Raw genomic sequence first — 24602 nt, 5'->3', positions numbered from 1 at the left:
CGACCGGCCGGTGCTGGCCTCCGGCGTGGTGCGCCACCACGGCGAGCCGGTGGCCGCGGTGGCCGCCGACCACCCGGACACCGCGCGGCTGGCGGTCGGTCTGATCGTCGTCGAGTACGAGCCGCTGGAGGCCGTCACCGACCCCGAACAGGCCTTCACCGCCCCGCCGCTGCACCCGGACGGCAACCTGTTCCGCCACCTGCCGCTGCGCAGCGGGGACCCGGACGCGGCCGGCGAGATCATCGTCGAGGGCCTGTACCAGGTCGGCCGTCAGGACCCGGCCCCGCTCGGCCCCGAGGCCGGCCTCGCCGTGCCGCGCCCGGACGGCGGCGTCGAGCTGCACCTGTCCTCCACCGACCCGCACGGCGACCGCGACCGCACCGCCGCGTGCCTCGGCCTGGAGCCGGACCGGGTCCGGCTCGTCGTCACCGGCGTGCCCGGCGCGACCTCGGACCGCGAGGACCTCTCCTTCCAGGTCACCCTCGCCCTGCTGGCGCTGCGCACCGGCCGTCCGGTGAAGATGACGCTCACCCGCGAGGAGTCCTTCCACACCCACACCTCGCGCCACCCGGCGCTGCTGCGCTACCGCCACCACGCCGACGCCGAGGGCCGGCTGGTGAAGGTCGAGGCGCAGATCCTGCTGGACGGCGGCGCCTACGCGGACGTCTCCGCCGAGGCGCTGGCCGCCGCGACGGCGTTCTCGGTCGGCCCGTACGTGTGCCCGAACGTCTTCGTGGACGCGTGGGCGGTGCGCACCAACAACCCGCCGGCCGGGCGGATGCGCGGCGAGGGCGCGCTGCAGACCTGCTTCGCCTACGAGTCGCAGCTGGACCAGCTGGCCGCCCGGGTGGGCGTGGACTCGGTGGAGATCCGCCGCCGCAACGCGATGGCCACCGGCGACCCGATGCCCACCGGACAGGCCGTCACCTGCCCGGCGCCGGTGACCGCGCTGCTGGAGGCCGTCGCCGCCGAACCGCTGCCCGCGCTGCCGGTGGACGACCCGGACGCCGAGTGGCTGCTGCCGGGCGGGCCCGGCGGCGCCGGCGACCCGGCCGCGGTGCGGCGCGGGATCGGCTACGCCGTCGGCATGGTGCACATGCTCGGCGCCGAGGGCGAGGACGAGGTGTCGACCGCGACCGTGCGGGTCAGCGGCGACCACGCGACGGTGATCTGCGCGGCCGTCGACTCCGGCCAGGGCTTCGCGACGCTGGCCCGGCAGATCGTGCAGACCGTGCTGGGGGTCGGCGAGGTCTACATCGCGCCGGCCGACAGCGACCAGTCGATCGCCGGGCCCTCCGCCCGCGGCCGGCACACCTGGGTGTCCGGCGGCGCGGTCGAGCGGGCCGCGCTGATGGTCCGCCACCAGCTGCTCCAGCCGATCGCCGCCAACTTCGGGATGTCGGTGGAGCTGCTCCAGATCGCCGACGGCAAGATCACCTCGTACGACGGGGTGCTCGGCATGCCGGTCGCCGAGGCGCTGGAGGGCAAGGAGCTGTGGGCGACCGCGCAGTGCCGCCCGCACCCGACCGAGCCGCTGGACGAGTCCGGGCAGGGCGACGCGTTCGTCTCCATCGCGTTCTGCGCGATGCGGGCGGTCGTGGACGTGGACATCGAGCTGGGCGCCGTCCGGGTGGTCGAGATGACCGTCGCCCAGGACGTCGGCCGGGCGCTGAACCCGCGGCAGATCGAGGACCGGATCGAGGCCGGCGTGGCCCAGGGCGTCGGCCTGGCGCTGCTGGAGGAGCTGCGCACCGAGGGCGGCGTGCTGCAGAACCCCTCGCTCACCGGCTACCGGCTGCCGACCGCGCTGGACACGCCGGAGGTGCGGATCGCGGCCCTGCTGGAGGAGCGGGACGTGGTCGCGACCTTCGGTGCCAAGGCCGTCAGCGCCGTGCCCGCGGTGGTCGCCCCGGCGGCCGTCGCCGCCGCCGTCCGGGCCGCGACCGGCCTGCCGGTGGGGCGCCTGCCGATCCGGCCGGAGGACGCCGTCACGGTGTGACGCAAAGGCGGGAATCCGGAAAGCCGGAAAGCGCAAAGCGGAATTGCCGGTCGACTTTTCGAGTCGACCGGCAATTCCTTTTGTCGAGGCCGTGACGGGATTCGAACCCGTGTGTACCGCTTTGCAGACGGTTCCCTGAGCCACTCGGGCACACGGCCAGTGAATTAAGGATGGCGGAGTCCGCGAAGGGGGTCAACGAAGTTTTGTAAATTCTGTATGGCAATGTGTGCTACCGTCGAAGACAGGTGGCGGGGGGAAACGAAAACAGCCCGCCACCCCGGACGAGCGCGTCGTACCCGGTGACGACAAGACGGCGCAGTTCAGCGGCAATCCGGCCGCTGTGGACTGCGGAGGTTCGTACCGTCATGGCCTGGCTCGTTCTGATCGTCTCGGGTGTCCTGGAAACCGTCTGGGCGGTCGCCCTGGAATCGTCCAAGGGCTTCACCCGCCTCGTCCCCAGCCTCGTCTTCGGCGTCGCCCTGCTGCTGAGCATGGGCGGACTGGCGTACGCGATGCGCACCATCCCGATCGGCACCGGCTACGCGGTGTGGGTCGGCATCGGCGCGGTCGGCACCGCGCTCTACGGCATGGCCGTCCTGGGCGACGCGGTGACGCTGGCCCGGATCGGCTGCCTGCTGCTGATCGTCTCCGGCGTGGTCGGCCTGAAGGTGCTCCACTGACCCGGCCCCGGCCTGCGTCCTAGGTCCTGCGGCGGAGTGGATCACCGACTCCGGTCAGGGGTCCAAACCGCAGACGGCCCTTACGATATTACGTATGACCACTGCCTCCCCCACCTCGGTCGACTCCGTCCCGATACCCGTCGAGAACGACCCCGGTGGCGGGGTGCTCGGCGGCCGCTACCGCGCCCTGACCCTGGGGATCGTGTCGGTGGTCCTGCTGCTCGCCTTCGAGGCGACGGCCGTCAACACCGCGATGCCGGTGGCGGCCCGCAAGCTGGACGGCCTCGGGCTGTACGCCTTCGCCTTCTCCGGCTACTTCACCACCACGCTGTTCGCCCTGGTCGTCTCCGGCCAGTGGTGCGACCGGCGCGGCCCGCTGCGGCCGCTGTTCACCGGCATCGCGGTGTTCGGCGCGGGCCTGGTGGTGGCCGGGACGGCGCCGGGGATGTGGCTGTTCGTGGGCGGGCGGGCGATCCAGGGGCTCGGCGGCGGGCTGGTGATCGTCGCGCTGTACGTCGTGGTCGGCCGGGCCTACCCGGAGCGCCTGCGGCCCTCCGTCTTCGCGGCCTTCTCCTCGGCCTGGGTGCTGCCCTCGATCGTCGGCCCGGTGATCGCCGGGGCCGTCACCCAGCACCTGGGCTGGCGCTGGGTGTTCCTGGCCGTGCCGGCGCTGATCCTGCTGCCGCTCGCGGTGATGGGCCCGGCGCTGGCCCGCTCCGAGCGCGAGCACCCGGTGCCGAAGGGCGCGGAGTTCGACCGCCGGCGGACCGTGCTGGCCGCGATGGCGGCGCTGGGCGCCGGCCTGCTGCAGTACGCGGGCCAGCGGCTCGACCTGATCGGCGTGCTCCCGGCGGCGGCCGGGGCGGCGCTGCTGCTGCCGGCGGTGCTCGGGCTGCTGCCCAAGGGCACGCTGCTGGCCGGGCGCGGACTGCCGACGGTGATCCTGCTGCGCGGCGTGGCCGCCGGGGCGTTCTTCGCGGCGGAGGCGTTCATCCCGCTGATGATGGTCACCCAGCGCGGCCTGTCGCCGACGCTGGCCGGGCTCACCCTGACCAGCGGCGGCCTGTCCTGGGCGCTGGGCTCGTGGCTGCAGGGCCGCCCGGGGGCCGAGCGCTTCCGAGAGGCGATGATCCGGGGCGGCTTCGTGCTGACGGCGGTGGCGATCGCGGGGGCGGCGCTGGTGCTCGTCCCGGCCGTGCCGGTCTGGGCGGCGGCGGTGGCCTGGGGCGTCGGCGGCATCGGGATGGGGCTGACGGTCGCGAGCGTCAGCGTGCTGATGATGAAGCTGTCCGCGCCGGAGGACGCCGGGGCCAACTCGGCCTCGCTGCAGATGAGCGACGCGCTCGGGAACGTGCTGCTGGTCGGCCTCGCCGGGGTGCTCTTCTCGGCGCTGGGCGGCGGCTCGACGGCGGGCGCCGACGGGAACGCCGAAGGCGCCGGTTCGCCCGGCGCCTTCGCGGTGATCTTCCTGACGATGACCGGGGTGGCCCTGCTGGGGGCGCTGGTCTCCGGCCGGGTCCGCAAGGCCTGACGGTCAGCCGGTGGCCGCCGTGGCGGTGGCGGTGGCGGCCGGGGACGGCACCGGCGCCGCCGCCGGGGTACCGAGGAAGGTCTCCCAGCCGCCCGCCGGGGCCTGCCCCGGGCCGAGGGTCTGCAGCTTGCGCAGCACCGCCGGGTCCTGGGCGTCCAGCCAGTCGACCAGCTGGCGGAAGGACACCAGCCGGACCTCCGGCTTGCCCGCGATAGTCTTGAACACGTCCTCGACGGCGTTCATGTAGATGCCGCCGTTCCACTCCTCGAAGTGGTTGCCGATGATGTACGGCGCCCGGTTGCCGTTGTAGGTGCGGTCGAAGCCCATCAGGTAGGCGTCGCGGGCCTGGGCCTGGAAGCCCGGGTAGAGCGCGGGGTCGGCCTTGGTGTTGGGGCCGCACTGGTTGAACATGATGTTGTAGTCCATCGACAGCACCTGGAAGGTGTGCCCGGGGAACGGGATGGACTGCAGCGGGAGGTCCCACAGGGCGCCGCCCTGGATCTTCTGCGGCCACACCTGACTGCCGTTGCCGCTGCTGTCGTAGCGCCAGCCGCGCTTGACGGCGGTCGGCAGCAGGTTGCGCTGGCCCTCCAGGCAGGGGGTGCGGCTGCCGATCAGCTCCTTGCCGTAGTCGAACGGCAGTGCCGGCAGGTCGGTGAAGCCGGTGTTGGTCCGCCAGTTCGTCACGAAGTCCATGGCCTGCTGGATCTCGCTGTCCCACTCCTCGGGGGACCACTTGCCGACGCCGGTGGAGCCGCAGAAGTGGCCGTTGAAGTGGGTGCCGATCTCGTGGCCCTCCAGCCAGGCGGCGTGGATGTTCTCCAGCGTGTCGTGGATGTGCTGGTCGCTGAGGTAGCCGATCTCCGAGGCGCCGACCTTGTGCTGGGGCGGGCGGTAGAGGTCCTTCTTGGACTCGGGCAGCAGGTAGAGGCCGCTGAGGAAGAAGGTCATCGACGCGTCGTGCTCCTGCGCCAGCCGGCGGAAGCGGGCGAACAGGCCGTTGTCCAGTTCGCCGGCGCCGTCCCAGGAGAAGACGACGAACTGCGGCGGGCGCTCGCCCGGCTTGAGCCGCTCGGTGACGGGCTGGCGGGGCTGGCGGCCGGTGTCGGAGGTGGAGCCGTCGCCGATCAGGACGACCTGCGGCTTGGCCGGCGCGGGGGCGGGGGCCGGGGTGGCGGGCTGCTCGGTGGTCCCGGCGGGGGCCGGGGTTCCCGTCGCGTGCTCCCCGCCGCCGGTGGCGGTGGTCCCGCAGCCGGCCACCAGGGCGGCGGCGCCGGCCGCGCCGGCGGCCAGCAGGGTGCGACGGGATAGGGAGTCCATGGTCACTCCGTTCATGAGGCGTTCGGCAGGCGTGCGGGCATGCGAAAGTCCGGTCGGACCAGTGGGGTGATAGAACCCGTGACCGGGTCAGCATGGCATGCGAACGCATTCGGTCGACGGGTCGCCACGGACGGTCGCAAGTGATCGCCCGATTGATGCAACCGGACGGACCCGGTACGTCGTCGATGGTCGTGCGAGGCCCGACCCGCAGTGCCCGGGTGTGGTGGCGCCTCGTTGCGCTCCGTGACGGAGTCCCCACTCGGCGCACGGGCGACGGCCCTGACCCTGCCATTTGGGGGGGATTGGTACGACCATCGTATGGACGTGCCTTAGGGTCCCGTCCGGTTCAATTGGTTCCCAGGAAACTCCCAGGAATCGGGAAGTCGTCGGCAGAGGGGAGCGCCCGTGGGCGCCCAACAGCGCAGGAGCCCGTGGCCGGGCACCCTCGCGGCCGGTGCCGCGATGGTCCTCGGCGCCTGGCTGCTGCACGGCGGCTCCGGCGAGCTTCCCCCCGCGCCCGGCGCCGGGCAGTCCCTCACCGGCTTCGCGCCGGTGTCGGTCGTCCCGCCGCTCGGCCCGTCCACGCCGACCCGGATCCGCATCCCCGCCGTCAAGCTCGACGCCCCGGTCACCGGACTCGGCCTCGAGGCCGACGGCCGGCTCCAGGCGCCGCCCGCCGCGGACCGCAACCTCGCCGGCTGGTACCGCGGCGGGGCGACCCCGGGCCAGCGGGGGACCGCTATCATCGCGGGCCACGTGGACAACAAGAGCGGCCCGGCCGTCTTCTACCACCTGGGCGCGCTCCACCGCGGCGACCGGATCGAATTCGTCCGCGCGGACGGCGCCACCGCCGTCTACCAGCTGTACGCCATCGAAGTGCACGACCGAAAGGACTTCCCGGACGACCGGGTCTACGGACAGGCCGCCGACGCGCAGCTGCGGGTGATCACCTGCGGCGGCGCGTACAGCGAGGAGCACGGCTACGAAGGCAACGTCGTGGCCTACGGCTTCCTGGCCGACACCACCCGGCCGGGGAAAGCGGCATGACCCCGATCACCCTCGCCAACGTCAGGAACCCACTCGACTGGCCGCTGACGCACGGCCCGATCCCGTACGCCGTGCTGGCCGCGGGCTGGGGCGCGCTGCTCGTGCTGGCCGTCGCCCGCAAGCGCTCGTGGTGGAGCTTCCGGCTGCCGGCCGCGCTGTTCACCGCGGCGGGGCTCAGCCTGCTGCTGGGCGCCGTCGTCGACGACTGGTGGCACCCCTTCCCGGAGGGCACGCCGACGTACGTCACGTGGTGGATAGCCGTCGCCCTGCTGGGCTTCTGCCTGGTCGGCTACCGCTTCCGCGGGATCTCCTGGCGCCGCCGCGGGCTCGTGCTCGGCCTCGGCTCCCTGGTGCTGCTGATGGCGGCGTCGCAGATCAACATCGGCTTCGGCCAGTACCCGAGCGGCAAGATCATGCTCGCGCCGTTCCTCACCGACACCGGGGCGAAGATCGCCCCGAAGGTCGACCAGACCGCGACCGCGCCGCCGGACAAGGCGCTCTCGGAGGTCTGGGCGCGCCCGGCCGACCTGCCCGCCAAGGGCACCGTCTCGCAGGTGTACATACCCGGGGCGAAGTCCGGCTTCATCGGCCGCAGCGCCTACGTCTACCTGCCGCCCGCCTACCAGGCCAACCCGCGCCCGCTGCTGCCGGTCCTCGTCCTGATCACCGGTCAGCCGGGGACGCCGGGGGACTGGGTGCTCAACGCCCAGGTGAACGAGGCGCTGGACGCCTTCGCGGCGCAGCACGGCGGCCTCGCACCGATCGTCGTGATGCCCGACCAGCTGGGCTCTACCTGGGGGAACACGCTCTGCATGGACTCGAAGATCGCGAAGGCGCAGACCTACCTGGCCGCCGACGTCCCCGACTGGATCGACAAGCACCTGCAGACCGCGAAGGGCCGCGGGTCCTGGGCGGTGGGCGGCGCCTCGATGGGCGGCACCTGCGCCCTCCAGCTCGGCATCAACGCGCCCGACGTCTACGGCACCGTCCTCGACATGTCCGGCCAGGAGGAGCCCACCCTGGGCTCCCGGGACGAGACCGTCAGGAAGGCGTTCGGCGGTGACCAGGCCAAGTTCGAGTCGGTCGACCCGCTCTCGGTGATGGCCCACCGCAAGTTCCCGGACACCAACGTCGCGATCGTCGTCGGCCGCGGCGACTACGACTTCCGGCCGGGAATGGAGAAGGTCTACCAAGCCGTCCAGGCGGCGGGTATGAAGGCCAAGTTCGACCTGTTGCCGGGCGGACACGGCTGGGGGGCCTGGCGGATCGGCATCGCGGAGCAGCTGCCGTGGATCGCCCGGCAGACCGGACTGCTCAGGTGAGCCGCACCCAGGCGGCCGAGCCCGTCGTCGCGAGGCCGGAGGTGGTCGTGGGCCAGGAGCCGGCCACCCGTACGCCCGTCACCCGCACCCCGGAGCCGCGGCCGCAGCGCGTGCGCCGCACGGCCCGGCTGGTCGGTGCGCGGCTGCGCTCCGCCCCGCTGACGATGGGCCTGCTCGTCGTCCTGTGGGGCGTCGGCGCGGCCACCGGGAGCCTGGGCGGGCCGTCGGCCCGGCTGCTCCAGCGGGCCGGGACCGGCGTGCAGACCCTCGCCGAGGGCCGCTGGTGGACGCCGTTCACCTCGCTGTTCTGGTGCGCCGGGATCGGCGGGTACGTGTTCACCACCGTGCTGCTGCTCCTCGTCGGCCCGGCCGCCGAGCGGCGGCTCGGCCGGTGGCGCACCCTCGGGGTGCTGGTCGTGGGGCAGGCCGCAGGCACCCTGCTCGGCACCGCGCTGGTCGCGGCCGGTTCCAAGGCCGGCGAGCAGTGGACCGACTCGGTGGTCGACCAGGTCGCGATCGGCCCCGGCCCCGGCCTGTTCGCCCTGGCCGCCGTGCTCGGCTACCGGCTCACCGTGCTGTGGCGCCGCCGGATGCACCTGCTGGTGCTGCTCGTGCCGCTGGTCATGACGCTGTACGTCGGGCACCTGCAGAGCGTCCAGCGGTGCGCCGCGGCCCTGCTCGGGCTCGGCGCGGGCGCGCTGCTCACCCGCGGCCGGCTGCTGCTGCGCACGCACCGCTCCTCGCACACCGAGACCCGGGTGCTGGTGGCGCTGTGCCTGGTCGCCGCCGCCTTCGGCCCGCTGATCGCCTCGCTGTACGACAACGCGGCCGGGCCGTTCAACACCTTCTCCGAGCTGTACTTCTCGCACCGGCTCAGCCCCGAGGAGGTCGCCGACTTCTGCGCGATGTCGGTGCACGACTGCGCCCGCGCGCACGCCGTCGAGCGGATCTTCGACACCCCGGGCCGGATGATGGCGGCGCTGTTCCCGGCGCTGCTGCTGGTGCTCGCCGAGGGGCTGCGCCGCGGGCTGCGGTTCGCCTGGCGGATCACCGTCGTCACCGAACTGCTGTGGGTGGCGCTCCTGGTGTGGCTGTACAACGACTCCGGGCCGGACACCGGGGACGTGATCCAGTACTTCGTCGAGGCGCTGCTGCTCCCGCTGCTGACCACGGCCCTGCTGCTCGCCACCCGGCAGCGGTTCCGGCTGCGGCTGCCGGGCCGGGCGGTCCGCCGGCTGGCGGCCGTGCTGGGCGGCGCCGCGCTGGCGGCCGCCGCCGCGTACGCGGTCCTCGGGGTGCTGGTCGCCGGGCAGTTCGAGCCGGGGGCGACGTTCCGCGGGCTGGTGAACGGGCTGCCCGCGCAGTTCCTGCCGCCCGCCTACAACGACCTGCTGCCGGACTACCCGATCGCGGTCGGCCCGGTGGCGCGGTTCCTGGAGACGTACTGCGGGCTGGCGTTCTGGGCCGTCGCGCTGACCGCGCTGCTGCTGGCCTTCCGCCGGCCGGTGGTGCACACGGACGCCGAGGCCGCGCAGCGGGCCAGGGCGCTGCTGACGGCGCACGGCGGCGGGACGCTGTCCTTCATCACCACGTGGGACGGCAACCACTACTGGTTCGACGAGGAGGGCCGGGCGGCCGTCGCCTACCGGGTCCTCAACACGGTGGCGCTGACCACCGGCGACCCGTTCGGCGAGCCCGCGGCCCGCGACCGGGCGGTGGCCGGCTTCGCCCGCTTCTGCGACGCGCGCGGCTGGACGCCGTGCTTCTACAGCGTCTCCCAGGACACCAGGGCCGCCGCCGAGCAGCTCGGCTGGCGCTCGGTGCAGGTGGCCGAGGACACCGTGGTCGCGCTGCCCGAGCTGGCCTTCACCGGCCGCAAGTGGCAGGACATCAGGACGGCCCTCAACAAGGCCGGCAAGCAGGGCATCACCGCCGAGTGGTGGGCTTACCACGAGGCGCCGCTCGCGCTGAAGGACCAGATCCGCTCGATCTCGGAGGAGTGGGTCTCCGAGAAGGGCCTGCCCGAGATGGGCTTCACGCTCGGCGGCCTGGAGGAGCTGGACGACCCCGACGTCCGGGTGCTGGTGGCGGTGGACGAGCAGGGCGTCGTGCACGGGTTGACCAGCTGGATGCCGGTGTACGAGGACGGCGTGCCGGTCGGCTGGACGCTGGACTTCATGCGCCGGCGCTCGGACGGCTTCCGCGGCGTGAACGAGTTCCTGATCGCCTCGGCCGCGCTCGGCTTCAAGGAGGAGGGCGCGCGCTTCCTGTCGCTGTCCGGCGCGCCGCTGGCCCGCTCGGGGCAGGACGAGCCCACCGGGCTGCAGCGGATGCTGGACTGGATGGGCCGGGTGCTGGAGCCGGTGTACGGCTTCCGCTCGCTGCTCGCGTTCAAGTCCAAGTTCCAGCCGGAGTACCGGCCGATGTTCATGGCCTACCCCGACCCGGCCGGGCTGCCCAGCATCACGAGGGCGATCGGCAAGGCCTACCTGCCGCACCTGACGGCGGCCCAGGGGGTCCGGCTGATGCGCCGGCTGTCGGGCTGACGGGGAGCCGGCGGGGCCGTCGGCCGTGGGCGCGGGGGCGCTCGCGGACGCCGGTCCGCCGGTCAACCGAGCAGCTCGGCGAGCGCGCGGTCGGCGTCCAGGTGCAGGTGCTCCTCGCCCTCGGGGACGAGCAGGCGGCTGCGCCACAGGAAGCGGCGCAGCTCGGCGGTGTCGAACCGGAGCAGCGCGGTGCCCTCGGGGGCCCGCAGTTCGACCATGGTGCAGCGGCCGGCGCCGGGGCGGACGTGGACGTCGCCGAGCCCGGCGGGCAGCTCCAGGCCCGCCGAGAGCAGGTGGCGGGCGAACACCCAGACGATGTCGTCCGCGCCCTCGGTGCCTCCGCCGGGGCCGTCGCCGGGGCCGTCGGCGGGCTCGTCGAGGGAGAACTCGGCGGGGAAGCCCATGCGGACGGCGAGCGGGTCCTGCGGGCGGTAGCCGAGGGTGACCCGCAGGCGGACCGAGCGGTGGAGGGAGAGGAGGAGGCGGGCGTGGACGGTCTCTTCGACGGTGCTGTGGTGCACGGCAGGGTCCCTTCTGGGGTCGGGTGGGGCCTCGGTGGTGCGGCCTCACACGAGTGAGAGCGGGGGACCGGCTTCCGCTTACGCGGTTCCGGAGGGTTTTCGATGTGACCTGCGTCACGTCGATTTCCGGCCGTCCACCGGCCGCGGGGGCCCCGGGCGACCCCGGGTCGGAGCGCTGGAACGGCGCCGGGGCCGGTAGGCTGGGCGGGTTGTCCGATCGCCGCCCGACTGCGGGACGGGGCCGCAAAACCGCCTCTGACCTGCGATGATCCCCTTCGGAGCCCGTGAGTACCGCCGCCGCCTCCTCGATGCCGCTCTTCTCCGACGCACCCGGTCCCGACGCCCCCGTCCGGACCGTCGGCCATGCCGCACCCGCCTCCTCGCACCACCTGTCGCCGGCCTTCCCCGGTCGTGCCCCGTGGGGCACCGCCGGCAAGCTCCGTGCCTGGCAGCAGGGGGCGCTGGACAAGTACATCGAGACGCAGCCGCGCGACTTCCTCGCGGTCGCCACCCCGGGCGCAGGGAAGACCACCTTCGCCCTCACCCTGGCCTCGTACCTGCTGCACAACCACCTCGTGCAGCAGGTGACGGTCGTCGCGCCGACCGAGCACCTCAAGAAGCAGTGGGCCGAGGCGGCCGCGCGCATAGGGATCAAGCTGGACCCGGCGTACTCGTCCGGGCCGCTCTCCCGGGACTACCACGGCATCGTGGTCACCTACGCGGGCGTCGGGGTGAACCCGATGCTGCACCGCAACCGGACCGAGGCCCGCAAGACCCTCGTGATCATGGACGAGATCCACCACGCCGGTGACTCGAAGTCCTGGGGCGAGGCCTGCTTCGAGGCCTTCGAGCCGGCCGCCCGGCGGCTCGCGCTGACCGGTACGCCGTTCCGCTCGGACACCAACCCGATCCCGTTCGTCCAGTACGAGGCCGGGAGCGACGGCATCCGCAAGTCCGTCGCCGACTACACCTACGGCTACGGGCACGCGCTCGCCGACCACGTCGTGCGCCCGGTGATCTTCCTCAGCTACAGCGGCAACATGCGCTGGCGCACCAAGTCCGGCGACGAGCTGGAGGCCCGGCTCGGCGAGCCGATGACCAAGGACCTGATCGCCCAGGCCTGGCGCACCGCGCTGGCCCCGCAGGGCGAGTGGATCCCGTCCGTGCTCCAGGCCGCCGACCGGCGGCTGACCGAGGTCCGCAAGGCCATCCCGGACGCCGGCGGGCTCGTCATCGCCACCGACCAGACGGTGGCCCGCGCGTACGCCAAGATCCTGCGCGAGATCAGCGGGGAGAAGGTCACCCTGGTGCTCTCGGACGAGGCCGAGGCGTCCAAGCGCATCTCCGACTTCTCCGAGGGCACCTCCCGCTGGATGGTCGCGGTCCGCATGGTGTCCGAGGGCGTCGACGTGCCCCGGCTGGCCGTCGGGGTGTACGCGACCTCGATCTCCACCCCGCTGTTCTTCGCCCAGGCCGTCGGCCGCTTCGTGCGCGCCCGCAAGCGCGGCGAGACGGCCTCGGTCTTCCTGCCGACCATCCCGATGCTGCTGGGCTTCGCCAACGAGATGGAGCTCCAGCGCGACCACGTGCTGGACCGCCCCAAGAAGGAGGGCGAGGGCCTGTTCGACGAGGAGGACCGGCTGCTCGCCGAGGCCGAGCGGGCCAACGACGGCCCGGACGGCGCGGGCGGCGACGAGTTCTCCTACGAGGCGATCGGCTCCGACGCGGTCTTCGACCGGGTGCTGTACAACGCCATGGAGTTCGGCATGCAGGCCCACCCGGGGAGCGAGGAGGAAGAGGACTACCTCGGCATCCCGGGCCTGCTGGAGCCGGACCAGGTGCAGATGCTGCTCCAGAAGCGCCAGCACCGGCAGATCCAGCGCAGCAAGACCAAGCCCGCCGAGGAGGCGGACCTGCTGGAGCTGCCGGCCGAGCAGCGTCCGGTCGTCACCCACCAGGAACTGCGCGAGCTGCGCAAGGAGTTGAACGCGCTGGTGGCCGCCTGGCACCACCGCACCAGCCAGCCGCACGGCACGATCCACAACGAGCTGCGCCGCGAGTGCGGCGGCCCGCTGACCGCGCAGGCGACGGCGAATCAGCTGAAGGCGCGGATCGCCCGAATCCGGGAATGGGCGAAGTAACGGTACGTCAGTGGATTCCCCCGTTCGGTAAGGGGAATCCGGCGTCCGGTGACCCGTTATGACATTCCGGTATAGCTACTGGAATTGGTGGGGTGATCGGTCTGATCATCCGATAGTGTTCCGCGTGCCCCGTCCGGGGGAGGGCCTCATCGCCCTCGGGATTGTTACTGAAGGAGCACAGCGAACGTGTCGTACCCCCCTCAGCCCGGCCAGCCGTACCCGGGTCAGCCGTACCCCGGCCAGCCGGAGTACTCCGACAAGTCGAAGATCGTCGCGGGCATCCTGCAGCTCTTCCTTGGCGGGTTCGGCATCGGCCGCTTCTACACCGGTCACATCGGCATGGGCATCGCCCAGCTGCTGACCTGCGGTGGTCTCGGCTTCTGGGCCCTGATCGACGGCATCATGTTCCTGGTCAGCAACGACCGCACGGACGCCCAGGGCCGTCTGCTGCGCGGCTGACCTTGACTGCGCCACGCACGGCACGCCGCCCCGGCTCCGGCCGGGGCGGCTTCGCCGTGCCCGCGCGCCTGCGCACCGCGGGCCCGCCGCTGGCCGTGCTCCTCGGCGGCCTGGCCGGCTCGGCCTACCTGTGGACGCGCAACCCCCACCTGCCCGGGCAGGCGCTGCCCTTCTGCCCCTGGCGCCGGATCACCGGGCTGCAGTGCCCCGGCTGCGGCGGCACCCGGATGACGTACGACCTCCTGCACGGCGACCTCGCCGCCGCGTTCCACGACAACGCGATGCTGCTGGTCTGCCTCCCGCTGGTCGCGCTGATGTACGTGACCTGGCTGCGCGAGGGGCTGGCCGGCCGCAGCTGGCGACCGCCGCTCGGGCGGCGCGGCACGGCGGCGGTGCTCGGCGCCGCGATCGCCTGGACGGTGTTCCGCAACCTCTGGTGAGCGCCCCGCGCGCCCGGCGGTACGGCTCCGCGAACCCGCCCCCCGAAGCCCCCCGGAACCGGAAGTGTCCGGACTTCGGACTGTGGTCGAACTAGCGGCCGGGTGGGGCGGTGGATTCACGGTCCTTTGCCCCGATTCGTTCCGGGCTTCGCAATCGATCACGACCGAATTTTGGACAACCACTTCCGTCGCGACATTTCCTTCACTACCTTTCCCACACGCTCTTCCGCCGGGCCACCCCCGAGAGACGGGCGCCGCAGGGCTCGCACGGGCGTCATGGCTTCGCACCGGATCCGCACTGCGTGACCCGAGCGCCGCCACCCCCATCTGCGCGCGAAATCCCACCCCGGACCGGCCCCCGCCGGCCCGTGAGCTGCCGCGGAAAGGATTGCCCGTCGTGACAGCCGAGACCTCCCAGACCCTGGACCGTGGCGTCCGGGTGCTCAAGCTCCTCGCCGACTCCGAGCGCGGCCTCACCGTCACCGAACTGGCCGCCCGGCTGGCCGTCAACCGGACCGTCGTCTACCGGCTGCTGGCCACCCTCGAACAGCACGGACTCGTCCGCCGCGACATCGGCGGCCGGGCCCGGGTCGGCCTCGGCGTGCTGCGCCTGGCCCACCGGGTCCACCCGCTGCTGCGCGAGGCCGCCCTGCCGGCCCTGCGCAGCCTGGCCGAGGACCTCGGCGCCACCGCCCACCTCACGCTGGTGGACGGCAACGAGGCGCTCGCCGTCGCCGTCGTCGAACCCAGCTGGACGGACTTCCACGTCGCCTACCGCACCGGCCTGCGCCACCCGCTCACCGAGAGCGCCGCCGGCCGGGCGATCCTGGAGGCGCGCACCTTCCCCCATCAGCGGCGGCCCGAACAGGGCTTCGTCATCACCCGTGCGGAGGAGCAGTCCGGGGCCTGCGGCGCGGCCGCCGCGCTGCTCGGGCTGAGCGGCGTCGAGGGCAGCGTCGGAGTGGTGATGCTGAACGGGCTGGTGCCCGAGCGGGTCGGACCCCGGGTGGTCGAGGCCGCGACCGAGGTGGCCGACGCGCTCAGGTAGGGCCTCCGGTGTGTTTGGATTCCTCCTGTGTCCGACTCCAAGCTGACCAAGGCCCTGACCGCCCCGCGGACCCGCGCGCTCGCGCTCTGCGGGGTGCTGGTCGCCGCGCTGTTCGGGGTGGCCGGGTTCGTCCCGCTGCCGTACACGCTGACCTGGCCGGGCCTGACCGCGGACACCCTCGGCACCTACCACGACAAGCCCGTCCTCACGATCACCGGGGCGCCGCTGCGCACCACCGAGGGCGAGCTGCGGATGGTCACCATCTCGGCCACCAACCCGGGGGAGCGGACGACCTTCTGGCGCTCCCTGGAGGCCTGGTTCGACCCGAACGAGGCGGTGCGCCCGACCGAGTCGGTGTACCCGCAGAGCAACCCGGCCAAGGCCGAGCAGGAGACGGCGCTGCAGATGACCGAGTCGCAGGACAGCGCGACCGCGGCCGCGCTCGGCTACCTGCACCTGTCGCCGGACCAGGTCAAGGTGAAGGTCGACCTCGGCGACGTGGGCGGCCCGAGCGCCGGCCAGATGCTGGCGCTCGGGATCATCGACAAGCTGGCCGGCGACGGCAAGGGCGGCGACCTCACCGGCGGGCTGAAGATCGCGGGCACCGGCACCATCACCGACCAGGGCGTCGTCGGTGCGGTGGGTGGCGTGCCGCTGAAGACGCAGGCCGCCGCGCGGGACGGCGCGACGGTGTTCCTGCTCCCCAAGGACGAGTGCACGGACGCCGGGGTCAACAAGCCCGCGCAGCTGCGGCTGGTGCCGGTCGGCACGCTGGCCGAGGCGGTCTCGGCGCTGGACGCGCTGAAGAGCGGCGGCAGCGTCCCGTCCTGCTGACCGGTTCCTGACCGGCTCCGGCCTGGCTCCGGCCTGATCGGCCCTATTCGGCGGCGGCCTGGTCCACCAGCGGCAGGATGCGGTACGGCACCGGGTTCTCCAGGGCGATCGCCGTCGACGAGCGGACGATCCCGTCGAAGCCCACCACCCGGTCGATCACCCGCTGGAGGTCGGCGTTGGAGCGGGCCACGATCCGCACCATCATGTCCCCGGCGCCGGTGATCGTGTGCAGCTCCAGCACCTCGGGCACGCTCGCCAGGTGGGCCCGCACGTCCGCGCCCTGGCCCTGGGAGATCTCCAGGGTCGCGAAGGCCGTCACCGGGTAGCCCAGCGCGGCCGGGTCCACCTCCGGGCCGAAGCCGCCGATCACGCCCTTGGCCTGGAGCCGGTCCAGCCGCGCCTGCACCGTGCCGCGGGCCACCTGGAGGCGGCGCGAGCACTCCAGCACGCCGATCCGGGGCTCCTCGGCGAGCAGGCGGATCAGCCGGCCGTCCAGCGCGTCGATCGCGTCGTTCGTGCCGCCGGGCGGGCCCGGGGGCGGGCCGGCGACGGGTGCGGTGGTGGGTGCGGAGGTGGGCGCGGTGGCCTGCGTGGCGGCCTGCGCGGTGGCTTGTGCGGTGGCGGAAGGGCCCTGCGGGGCGGGGGAGTTGGGCGAGCCGGGGGAGCTCGGGGGCTGGTCGGGGGGCATCGCGGCTCCGTCCTCCGGTGGGCATTCTGTACAGCGGTGCGGCCGATTCTCGCGCCCCGGCGCACAGCTTGACCAGGATGAAACGGAACAGTTGCGCGCAGGTCGGCCCGGCGCCACCCTCCAGCCACGACCCCGTGCCACCGGGCCCCACACCGGCGGGCGGGGCATCCGTCGCGGTCCCGTACGCCCACCGGGAGGACGTCATGACCGACACCGCAGCCGGACCCCTCCGACGGCCGAGGGGCCTCGGGGCACCGGCCCGGCGCGCAGCGGTGGGCGAGGAGCCCGACCTCGTCCCGATGGGCCGTGCCGACGCGGTGGTCTTCGCGGTCGGCGACGCCGAGCGGGCCGCCCGGCGCTACATGGAGGCGCTCGGCCTGCGCTGCACCGCCTACGCGGGGCCCGAGACCGGCGAGCCGGAGACGGTCTCGTACGTGCTGGACGCGCCCGGCACCCGGTTCGTGATCACCTCGCTGGTGCAGGTGATCGGCCCGCGCGGGCGGGAGCTGGCGAGGTACCTGGCCCGGCACGGGGACGGCGTGCTGGACCTCGCGGTGGGCGTGCCGGACGTGTACTACGCGTACGACTACGCGGTGGACCGGGGCGCGGCCTCGCTGGCCGAGCCGTACGAGGTGCGGGACCGCCACGGCACCGTGGTGCTCGCCGCGATCCGGGTGCCGGGCGGGACGCGGCACACGCTGGTGGACCGCTCGCGCTACGCCGGGCCTTACCTGCCGGGGTTCGAGAGGTTCCGGGGGTGGTGATCCCCCGGGCGGGGCGTCAGCGGACCGCGGTCTCGACGACCGGCGGGTGGCCGTTCCAGTAGACGAACACCGAGTTGGCCTGGTTGTCCTTGGTGAAGTCCACCCGCATCCACTGGTCGCCGTTCCACACCTGCATCTGCCAGCCCGGGTCCGGGGTGGCCGAGACGAGCGAGGCGCGGTCCGGGCGGATGTCCAGGGCGACCCGGCCGCCGGGTACGGGGTAGCTCTTCACCGAGGACGTCGCCGTGGTCGTCACGGGCACCGGGCGGTGCGAGGACGGCGGGGCGGCGGGCGTGGGTGTCGGCGCGCGGGGGGTGGTGGCGGACGGGGAGGCGGGCTGGGCGGACGCCTCGGGCTGCGGCGCGGACCGCTCCTCGGCCGGGCTCGCGGTCGGCGTGCGCGGGGCGCCGTCGGTGGCCGGGGAGGGCAGCGGCAGCGCCTTGGGCTGCTCGAACGCGGCGCCGGTCAGCACGGCGTGCACGCCGAACCAGGACAGCGCCACCGCCGCCCCGGTGGCCGCCGCCCAGGCGCCGAGTTGTACCAGTCCGTTCCGCATCGTGCGGACATCCTGCCGTACCCGGTACCCGGGCGGACCGGCACCCCCGTTAATAGGAAGGGGAGTTGCACAATGTCCGGGCCGCGTCCCCGCCCGCCCCCGACCCACCCCCGAGGTACAGACCAGTGCACGCCCATGGCGTACCGTGCAGGCCCATGGCAACAGTGCTCGTGGTCGAGGACGACCCCTTCGTACGTTCCGCGCTCATCCGGCACCTGACCGACACCGGTCACGCCGTCCGCAGCGTGGGCACGGCCCTGGAGGCGCTGCGGGAGGTCGCCCAGGTCGGCTGCGACCTGGTGATCCTCGACCTGGGGCTGCCGGACCTGGACGGCAGCGAGGCGCTCAAGATGATCAGAGGGCTGACCAACGTGCCGGTGATCATCTCCACCGCCCGGGACGACGAGGCCGAGATCGTCCGGCTGCTCAACGACGGCGCCGACGACTACTTGGTGAAACCTTTCTCCGGAGAGCACCTGAGCGCCCGCATGGCCGCCGTGCTGCGCCGGATCGGCGGCGGCGCCGCCCCCGTCGCCCAGGTGCTCAGGGTCGGCGGACTGGCCATCGACCTCCAGCGCCGCGAGGCCGTCCTGGACGGGCGGCTGCTCGACCTGACCCGCCGCGAGTTCGACCTGCTGGCCTTCCTTGCCGCCCGCCCCGGCGTCGTGGTGCCGCGCAAGGAGATCCTCGCCGAGGTCTGGCAGCAGACCTACGGCGGCGACCAGACCATCGACGTCCACCTCTCCTGGCTGCGCCGCAAGCTCGGCGAGACCGCCTCCAGCCCCCGCTACCTGCACACCGTCCGCGGCGTCGGGGTGCGCCTGGAGGCCGCCGGGGGTCCGGGGGAGCCCAGGACATGAGGCGGCCGGACGTCAGGCGGTTCGGGCACTCGCTGCGCTGGGCCCTGATCAAGGCCGCCGTCGCCGGGACCACCATGGTCGCGCTGGCCTTCCTCATCCCGCTCGGCCTGATGGTCCAGCAGACCGCCAGGGACCGCGCCTTCACCGCGGCCGAGCGGCAGGCCGCGGCGCTCGGCCCGGCCCTCGCCATCACCACCGACCAGGACGCCATCGACCGCGCCCTCGCCAGCACCGACGCGGGCGCCCAGAGCCGGATGGCCGTCCACCTGCCCGCCAAGGTGCCGCCCGCGATCGCCCCCGGGGACGGCGGCCCCGGCGGGCCGACCATCGGTCAGGCCCGGGCCGCCGCCGCCGACGTCTCCACCGCGAGCGGGCAGGGCCGCTCCTTCACCGTCGGGGTGCCCGGCGGCTACGCGCTCCTCCAGCCCGTCGCGGTGGACACCGGCCGGACGGCCGTCGTCGAGGTGTTCGTGGCCGACGGCGACCTCACCCGCGGCGTCACCACCGCCTGGCTGGTGCTGTCCGCGGTCGCGCTCGCCCTGGTCGCGATCTCGGTGCTGGTCGCCGACCGCATGGGCACCCGGATCGTCGCCTCGGCCCGCCGGCTCGCCGCCGCCGCCCGCTCGCTCGGCGCGGGGGACCTCGCCGTCCGGGTGCCGGTCGACGGCCGGGTGGCGGTCGGCAGCCCCGAGGAACTGCGCGAGGCCGGCCACGCGTTCAACACGATGGCCGACCGGGTGGTCCAACTCCTCGCCGCCGAACGGGAACTGGCCGCCGACCTGTCGCACCGGCTGCGCACCCCGCTCACCGTGCTGCGGCTCAACGCCGCCTCGCTCGGCGACGGCGACGCCGCCGACGCCACCCGGCACGCCGTCGCCCAGCTGGAGCGCGAGGTCGACCAGATCATCCGCTCCGCCCGCCGCGCGCCCGCGGACACGCCCGCCGTCGCCGTCGGCTGCGACCTCGCCGAGGTGATCCGCGAGCGGGTCGGCTTCTGGTCCGCGCTCGCCGAGGACGAGGGCCGCCGCTGGCAGCTCGCCGGGGCCGACCGGGCCCTGCCCGTACCGGTGCAGCGCGGCGACCTGGCCGCGGTGGTGGACGCGCTGCTCGGCAACGTGTTCCGGCACACCGCCGTCGGCACCGCGTTCTCGGTGGACGTCCTCGCGACGGACTGCTCGGTCATCGTCCTGGTCGGCGACGCCGGACCGGGTTTCAGCGACCCGGCCGCCGCCCTCAAGCGCGGCGAGGGCCACGGCGGCGAGGGCTCGACCGGCCTCGGCCTGGACATCGTCCGCAAGCTCGCCGAGTCCACCGGCGGCGACCTCGCCCTCGGCCGCTCCGCGGTGCTCGGCGGCGCCGAGATCCACCTGCGCCTGCGGACCCGGACCGATGTCGTCTCCCCGCGGATCGGCCGCCGCCGCAGCCGTGGCGCGCTGTTCCAGAAGTAGTCCTTCGCATAAGGGAGTTCACGGGATGGGCTGGTACGTCGAGGCGTTCGAACGGGACGGCGACGGGCTGCTCGCCGAGTACCCGCTGCCCGGGTTCACCGAGGCTGACGCCGTCCGGCTGGTCGGTGACCACCCGGACATGACGGCGTGCTTCCCGCTGGACGCCGGGCAACTCGCGGTGTTGGCCGGTCGGCTGGGCACCGTGCTGGAGCCGGAGGCCGCCGCGTACTTCCTCAGCGTGTACGCCGACTGACGCTCCGCCGTCTTCCTTAACGGCGGCCTAAGGGAGTTCTACCGCTCGCTGAGCAGGCCCGTTCCGGCCCTCCGGCGCCGCTAGCGTCGGTCGCGCCGGTCACCCGACCGAGCCGGGCCGGCCGTCCGGACGCCTGCACGCACCCGCGTCCGGCCGGCGGTCCACCCGTAGGCACCCGCGGAGGTAGCGCGCCCATGACGACCCAGACCGACCGCCGTTCCGGCCACCGCAGGCGCAGCCGCAAGGGCGCCGTCATCGGGGCGTCGGCGGTCGCCGCCGCGCTCGTGGCGGGCGGCGCCGTCGTCCTCGCCTCCTCGGCGAGCGCCGCCTCGCTCGGCGCGGTCTACAGCCGGACCAGCACCTGGGACTCCGGCTACACCGGCCAGTACCTGGTGACCAACCCGGACGCCGAGGCGATCGACGACTGGACGCTCACCTTCGACCTCCCGGCCGGGGCGCGGATCGACTCGCTCTGGAACGCGACCTTCACCGCCGACGGGCAGCACGTCACCGTCCGGCCGGAGTCGTGGGACAAGCGGCTGGAGCCGGGCAGGAGCGTCGTCGTCGGGTTCGTCGCGCAGGGCGCCGGCGCGGCGCAGGGCGAGCCGGGCAACTGCCTGATCAACCGGACGTCCTGCAAGGGCGGTGACGGCAGCGTGCCGACGCCGTCGGGCCGTCCGACCGCCACGGCCACCCCCACTGAGACGGCGACCCCCACCGCCACCGCCACCGCCACCGCCAAGCCGACAACCCCGGCGCCCACCCCGACCGCCACCCCCACGGCGACCGGTGTGCCCGTGCCCCCGGCCGGCGCCGGGGCCGGCTTCGCCCCGTACGTCGACACCTCGCTCTACCCGCCCTACGACCTGGTCGCCACCGCGAAGGCCACCGGCGTGAAGAACTTCAACCTCGCGTTCGTCGTCTCCGGCGGCGGCTGCACCCCGAAGTGGGGCGGCGTGAGCGACCTCGCGACCGACGCCGTGGCCGCCCAGGTCGGCGCGCTGCGGGCGGCCGGCGGTGACGTCCGGGCGTCCTTCGGCGGCGCCAACGGCACCGAGCTCGCCGCCGCCTGCTCCTCCGTCGCCGACCTCGCCGCGGCGTACCAGAAGGTCGTCGACGCCTACGGCCTCACCCGCATCGACTTCGACGTCGAGGGCGGCGCGATCGCCGACGCCGCGGCCAACGACCGCCGCGCCCAGGCCATCGCCCAGCTCCAGCGGACCGCCGCCGCCAAGGGCCGGCCGCTGGACGTCTCCTTCACCCTGCCCGCGCTGCCCTCGGGCCTGACCCAGGACGGCGTCAACCTCGTCGCCGACGCCAAGGCCAAGGGCGTCGCGATCGGCGCCGTCAACATCATGGCGATGGACTTCGGAGACGGCGTCGCCCCGAACCCGCAGGGCCGGATGGGCACCTACGCGATCGCCGCGGCCACCGCCACCCAGGCCCAGGTGAAGAGCGTGCTCGGGCTGGACGACGCGGCCGCCTGGCGCAAGGTCGCGGTCACCCCGATGATCGGCGTCAACGACGTCGCCAGCGAGGTGTTCACCGTCGCCGACGCCAAGCAGCTCGCCGACTTCGCCGCGGGCAAGCACCTGGCCTGGCTGGCCATGTGGTCCGGCACCCGGGACAAGGCCTGCGACGGCGGCGCGAAGGCCTACGCCGACGCGAGCTGCAGCAGCATCGTCCAGCAGCCGCTGGACTTCACCCGGGCCTTCGGCGCGTACACCGGCTGACCTCCGCCTCCCTCCCGTGCCCCGGCCGGGCGTGCTCGGATCCTCGACGGAGCACGCCCGGCCGGGGCTTTCGTCACCCTGCGTGATCGTCCGTGCCCGGGCCCGGCAGGCGGGCATCCGGTATCGTCGCTGGTTGGCCGAGCGGTGGACGGAGTGGACAGTGACAGCGGTGCAAGACGAGCGCAGCCCGGTGCGGACCGCACCCGACCCCTCGCCCGGCCCCCTGTCGGAACGGCTGAAGCACACGTTCGGCGCACCCGTCCGCGCCCTGCGCGAGGCCCCCCGCCGGCCGCTGCTGGCCGTCTCGGCCCTGGCGCTGCTCTCCCTGGTCGTGTACGCCGTGGTCCGCCACTTCGTGCACACCTCGATGGTCGACATGATCGTCTACCGGGCCGAGGGCGCGGCCGTCGCCAACGGCACCGACCTGTACGCGCTGCGCGTCACCGAGTGGAACCTGCCCGCGACGTACCCCCCGTTCGCGGCCATGCTGTTCGTCCCCACGACCTGGTTCCCGGTGTCATTCCTGCGGGTGGCGATCACTCTCGGCAACCTCGGGCTGCTCGCCCTGCTCACCCACCTGTCGTTCAAGCTGGTCGGCTGGCCGCGCCGCGAACTGCGGCCGCTCGGCGTGATCCTGGTGACCGGCTGCGGGGTCTGGCTCGAACCCGTGTTCACCACGCTGCGCTACGGCCAGATCAACCTCGCGCTCGCCTGCCTGATCCTCTGGGACCTCACCCGCCCGGACGCCCGCCGCAGCAAGGGCATGGCGATCGGCATCGCCGCCGGCCTCAAGCTCACCCCCGGCCTGTTCGCCGTCTACCTGCTGCTTACCGGCCGGATCCGGGCCGCCTTCGTGGCCGGCCTCACCTTCCTCGGCACGTTCCTGATCGGCGCGGTCGCGCTGCCCGACGCCACCTGGGGCTTCTGGACCAAGTACCTCTACGACTCCTCCAGGGTCGGCAAGACCCAGATCGTCGACAACCAGTCGCTGCGCGGCGCCTTCGCCCGCCTCCTGCACACCGCCGATCCCGGCACCCTCGCCACCCTCGCATCCGGCACGGCCGCCCTCGCCGGGCTCTTCGTCGCCGCCTGGGCCGCCCGCAGCTCCCGCTGGCTGCCGCGCGCCGAGGCGTGGGGCGTCTGCTGCGCCGCCGTCACCGCCGTGCTGATCTCCCCGATCAGCTGGACCCACCACTGGGTGTGGTGCGTGCCGGTGCTCGTCCTGCTCGCCGCCGAGGCCTCCGCCGAGCACGCCAGGCCGGCGGCCGTCCGCAAGGTCCGCTGGCGGGCCGCGTTCTGGGCCACGCTCCTCGCGTTCTTCTCCTTCGCGATGTGGGCCGCCAAGCCGCAGGGGCCGGCCGTCCTGCACATGGGACCGCTGCGCCAGCTGCCCACCTCCGTCTACCCGTGGGTCGGGCTCTGCTTCCTGCTCGCCGCCGCCATCCGGATAAGGGCGCGGCGGCGGGCCGGCGGCGCGCCGGTCGTCCGGCTGCCCGGGCAGCGCGACGGCGGCCCCGGTGCCGCGCACGAGCGTCAGCAGGCCCCCGCGGCCCGCTGAGCCGCACCGCGCCGGGCGGGGTGTGCCGGGCGGGGTGCTGCGGGTCGGCCGGGTGCCGGCCGGCGGGGTGCCCCCGTCGGGGCGCATCCTCACGCGAGCAGTTCGGCGAGCGAGCCGTCCATGTCCAGCGCGGCCAGCTCGCTGCCCGGCGGGACGAGCCGGTGCGCCCGCTCCAGCCAGGCCGCGACGACCGGCAGCGGCGCCTCCAGCAGCGCGTCCCCGGCGGGCGAGCTCAGCGCCAGGCACAGCACGCTGCGCCGGCCCGAGCGGGTCGGCCAGATTCGCACGTCGCCCTGGCCACACGGGCGGAAGGTGCCCTCGACCAGCAGCTCGCGGGCGAACACCCAGGTCACCGGCGAGCCGGTGTCCAGGTGGAAGGTGATGTAGACCGCGTACGGGTCGTGGCTGCCGTACGACAGCCGGGCCGCCACGGGGACGCTGCGCTCGGGGGAGAGCACCAGGTTGAGCTCCAGCTCGTGCTCGACCACTCCGACGGGACGCTCCATGATCGTCTTCCTCTCTGCCTTCGGTTCGTGCCCGGTTCCGGGCCCTGTGACCTTTGAGAGAGCGGTCCGCACCGGCTCTTACTCGTGTTTCCGGAATTTCTTCGGGAAGTTCGGCCCGGGGTGTGAACCGGGGAGGCGGGGGCGCGTGATCGCATCCGTGCGCCAGGGGGCGGCGCGGTCGGATCCCATACCCCGGACGGGCCCCCGGTGTCCGGGATTCGCCGGATTTCCGTCGCACGCCCGCCGGCGTACTACCCTTTGTGACTGCCCGGCGACTGTCCGCCCTTCCGGTGATGCCCCCGCACGCACCGACCGCGTAGCCGCCCGCCGCGCCCCGGGCCGCCCGCG

General features: G+C 73.8%; 21 protein-coding genes, 1 tRNA gene, 1 pseudogene and 1 riboswitch. Of the genes and pseudogenes, 17 read left to right on the top strand and 6 right to left on the bottom strand.

Features of this window, described 5'->3' with window-relative positions; all coding sequences use genetic code 11:
- Positions 1–1999 (top strand): xanthine dehydrogenase family protein molybdopterin-binding subunit (locus AB0O00_RS08780; RefSeq protein ID WP_363649579.1); only part of this gene is annotated, 1999 nt, incomplete at its 5' end.
- A gap of 86 nt (positions 2000–2085) precedes the next feature.
- On the opposite strand, the gene AB0O00_RS08775 is transcribed toward AB0O00_RS08780, so the two are convergent.
- Positions 2086–2157 (bottom strand) — tRNA-Cys (locus tag AB0O00_RS08775).
- An 87-nt stretch (positions 2158–2244) separates the two neighbouring features.
- Positions 2245–2319: riboswitch (guanidine-III (ykkC-III) riboswitch) on the top strand.
- Positions 2320–2364: 45 nt separating this feature from the next.
- Here AB0O00_RS08775 and AB0O00_RS08770 point away from each other — a divergent pair.
- Positions 2365–2679, top strand: a complete 315-nt coding sequence (locus AB0O00_RS08770) for an SMR family transporter (protein WP_363649577.1) — start codon at positions 2365–2367, stop codon at positions 2677–2679.
- Between the two features lie 94 nt (positions 2680–2773).
- The gene (locus AB0O00_RS08765; RefSeq protein ID WP_363649575.1) at positions 2774–4210 is read left to right on the top strand and encodes an MFS transporter; all 1437 of its coding nucleotides are present in this window, start codon (positions 2774–2776) and stop codon (positions 4208–4210) included.
- A gap of 3 nt (positions 4211–4213) precedes the next feature.
- Here the strand turns inward: AB0O00_RS08765 and AB0O00_RS08760 are convergent, their stop codons facing one another.
- Positions 4214–5530 (bottom strand): hypothetical protein, encoded by a 1317-nt coding sequence (locus AB0O00_RS08760; RefSeq protein WP_363649573.1) that lies wholly within the window; start codon positions 5528–5530, stop codon positions 4214–4216.
- A 462-nt stretch (positions 5531–5992) separates the two neighbouring features.
- On the opposite strand from AB0O00_RS08760, the gene AB0O00_RS08755 reads away from it, so the two are divergent.
- From AB0O00_RS08755 to AB0O00_RS08745, 3 genes are read left to right on the top strand one after another with little or no spacing between them, the layout of a single operon-like run.
- Positions 5993–6577, top strand: a complete 585-nt coding sequence (locus AB0O00_RS08755) for a class F sortase (protein ID WP_363649583.1) — start codon at positions 5993–5995, stop codon at positions 6575–6577.
- The gene (locus AB0O00_RS08750) at positions 6574–7899 is read left to right on the top strand and encodes an alpha/beta hydrolase-fold protein (RefSeq protein ID WP_363649571.1); all 1326 of its coding nucleotides are present in this window, start codon (positions 6574–6576) and stop codon (positions 7897–7899) included. The genes AB0O00_RS08755 and AB0O00_RS08750 overlap by 4 nt, the downstream gene beginning before the upstream one ends.
- Positions 7896–10445 (top strand): rhomboid family intramembrane serine protease, encoded by a 2550-nt coding sequence (locus tag AB0O00_RS08745; protein ID WP_363649569.1) that lies wholly within the window; start codon positions 7896–7898, stop codon positions 10443–10445. The genes AB0O00_RS08750 and AB0O00_RS08745 overlap by 4 nt, the downstream gene beginning before the upstream one ends.
- 62 nt (positions 10446–10507) lie before the next feature.
- On the opposite strand, the gene AB0O00_RS08740 is transcribed toward AB0O00_RS08745, so the two are convergent.
- Positions 10508–10966, bottom strand: a complete 459-nt coding sequence (locus AB0O00_RS08740; RefSeq protein WP_363649567.1) for an SsgA family sporulation/cell division regulator — start codon at positions 10964–10966, stop codon at positions 10508–10510.
- A 284-nt stretch (positions 10967–11250) separates the two neighbouring features.
- On the opposite strand from AB0O00_RS08740, the gene AB0O00_RS08735 reads away from it, so the two are divergent.
- The 5 genes from AB0O00_RS08735 (at position 11251) to AB0O00_RS08715 (ending at position 15888) form a co-directional block, all read left to right on the top strand.
- Entirely contained in the window at positions 11251–13107 is a 1857-nt protein-coding gene (locus AB0O00_RS08735) for a DEAD/DEAH box helicase (protein ID WP_363649565.1), read from the top strand.
- Positions 13108–13293: 186 nt separating this feature from the next.
- Positions 13294–13566 (top strand): TM2 domain-containing protein, encoded by a 273-nt coding sequence (locus AB0O00_RS08730; RefSeq protein WP_363649564.1) that lies wholly within the window; start codon positions 13294–13296, stop codon positions 13564–13566.
- Between the two features lie 2 nt (positions 13567–13568).
- Positions 13569–14006: a DUF2752 domain-containing protein gene (locus AB0O00_RS08725; protein ID WP_363649562.1), complete on the top strand. Its 438-nt coding sequence runs from the start codon at positions 13569–13571 to the stop codon at positions 14004–14006.
- A 397-nt stretch (positions 14007–14403) separates the two neighbouring features.
- Entirely contained in the window at positions 14404–15054 is a 651-nt protein-coding gene (locus AB0O00_RS08720; RefSeq protein ID WP_359960406.1) for a helix-turn-helix domain-containing protein, read from the top strand.
- Between the two features lie 27 nt (positions 15055–15081).
- A complete protein-coding gene (locus AB0O00_RS08715; protein ID WP_363649560.1) occupies positions 15082–15888 on the top strand; it encodes a S16 family serine protease in 807 nt (268 codons plus the stop codon).
- Positions 15889–15931: 43 nt separating this feature from the next.
- Here the strand turns inward: AB0O00_RS08715 and AB0O00_RS08710 are convergent, their stop codons facing one another.
- Positions 15932–16393 carry an Lrp/AsnC family transcriptional regulator gene (locus AB0O00_RS08710; RefSeq protein ID WP_218200569.1) on the bottom strand — a complete coding sequence of 154 codons (462 nt, stop codon included), beginning with the start codon at positions 16391–16393 and terminating at the stop codon, positions 15932–15934.
- A 482-nt stretch (positions 16394–16875) separates the two neighbouring features.
- Here AB0O00_RS08710 and AB0O00_RS08705 point away from each other — a divergent pair.
- A pseudogene (locus tag AB0O00_RS08705) lies at positions 16876–17319 on the top strand (VOC family protein); the annotation flags it as partial.
- A gap of 37 nt (positions 17320–17356) precedes the next feature.
- On the opposite strand, the gene AB0O00_RS08700 reads toward AB0O00_RS08705, so the two are convergent.
- Positions 17357–17896: a hypothetical protein gene (locus AB0O00_RS08700; RefSeq protein ID WP_363649558.1), complete on the bottom strand. Its 540-nt coding sequence runs from the start codon at positions 17894–17896 to the stop codon at positions 17357–17359.
- 155 nt (positions 17897–18051) lie between these two features.
- Here AB0O00_RS08700 and AB0O00_RS08695 point away from each other — a divergent pair, with 155 nt between their 5' ends.
- From AB0O00_RS08695 to AB0O00_RS08675, 5 genes are all read left to right on the top strand, one after another.
- The gene (locus AB0O00_RS08695) at positions 18052–18756 is read left to right on the top strand and encodes a response regulator transcription factor (protein ID WP_363649556.1); all 705 of its coding nucleotides are present in this window, start codon (positions 18052–18054) and stop codon (positions 18754–18756) included.
- Between the two features lie 32 nt (positions 18757–18788).
- The gene (locus tag AB0O00_RS08690) at positions 18789–20204 is read left to right on the top strand and encodes a HAMP domain-containing sensor histidine kinase (protein WP_363649581.1); all 1416 of its coding nucleotides are present in this window, start codon (positions 18789–18791) and stop codon (positions 20202–20204) included.
- A 25-nt stretch (positions 20205–20229) separates the two neighbouring features.
- Positions 20230–20457, top strand: a complete 228-nt coding sequence (locus AB0O00_RS08685) for a hypothetical protein (protein ID WP_363649554.1) — start codon at positions 20230–20232, stop codon at positions 20455–20457.
- A gap of 194 nt (positions 20458–20651) precedes the next feature.
- Complete coding sequence (locus AB0O00_RS08680) at positions 20652–22190, top strand: cellulose binding domain-containing protein (protein WP_363649552.1); 1539 nt, start codon at positions 20652–20654, stop codon at positions 22188–22190.
- Positions 22191–22350: 160 nt separating this feature from the next.
- Positions 22351–23748 (top strand): glycosyltransferase 87 family protein, encoded by a 1398-nt coding sequence (locus AB0O00_RS08675; protein WP_363649550.1) that lies wholly within the window; start codon positions 22351–22353, stop codon positions 23746–23748.
- 89 nt (positions 23749–23837) lie between these two features.
- On the opposite strand, the gene AB0O00_RS08670 is transcribed toward AB0O00_RS08675, so the two are convergent.
- Positions 23838–24254, bottom strand: coding sequence for an SsgA family sporulation/cell division regulator (locus AB0O00_RS08670; RefSeq protein ID WP_363649548.1), 417 nt, complete (start codon positions 24252–24254; stop codon positions 23838–23840).
- Positions 24255–24602 lie beyond the last annotated feature (348 nt).

The sequence above is a fragment of the Kitasatospora sp. NPDC093558 genome (assembly GCF_040683475.1).
In the GTDB taxonomy this organism is placed as follows: Bacteria; Actinomycetota; Actinomycetes; order Streptomycetales; family Streptomycetaceae; genus Kitasatospora.
This window is presented reverse-complemented; position numbering and strand designations above follow the sequence as displayed.

Coding starts and splice junctions, on each gene's coding strand:
- AB0O00_RS08770 (WP_363649577.1), top strand. CDS start 2,365: ATGGCCTGGCTCGTTCTGATCGTCTCGGGTGTCCTGGAAACCGTCTGG.
- AB0O00_RS08765 (WP_363649575.1), top strand. CDS start 2,774: ATGACCACTGCCTCCCCCACCTCGGTCGACTCCGTCCCGATACCCGTC.
- AB0O00_RS08760 (WP_363649573.1), bottom strand. CDS start 5,530: ATGGACTCCCTATCCCGTCGCACCCTGCTGGCCGCCGGCGCGGCCGGC.
- AB0O00_RS08755 (WP_363649583.1), top strand. CDS start 5,993: ATGGTCCTCGGCGCCTGGCTGCTGCACGGCGGCTCCGGCGAGCTTCCC.
- AB0O00_RS08750 (WP_363649571.1), top strand. CDS start 6,574: ATGACCCCGATCACCCTCGCCAACGTCAGGAACCCACTCGACTGGCCG.
- AB0O00_RS08700 (WP_363649558.1), bottom strand. CDS start 17,896: ATGCGGAACGGACTGGTACAACTCGGCGCCTGGGCGGCGGCCACCGGG.
- AB0O00_RS08695 (WP_363649556.1), top strand. CDS start 18,052: ATGGCAACAGTGCTCGTGGTCGAGGACGACCCCTTCGTACGTTCCGCG.
- AB0O00_RS08685 (WP_363649554.1), top strand. CDS start 20,230: ATGGGCTGGTACGTCGAGGCGTTCGAACGGGACGGCGACGGGCTGCTC.
- AB0O00_RS08680 (WP_363649552.1), top strand. CDS start 20,652: ATGACGACCCAGACCGACCGCCGTTCCGGCCACCGCAGGCGCAGCCGC.
- AB0O00_RS08670 (WP_363649548.1), bottom strand. CDS start 24,254: ATGGAGCGTCCCGTCGGAGTGGTCGAGCACGAGCTGGAGCTCAACCTG.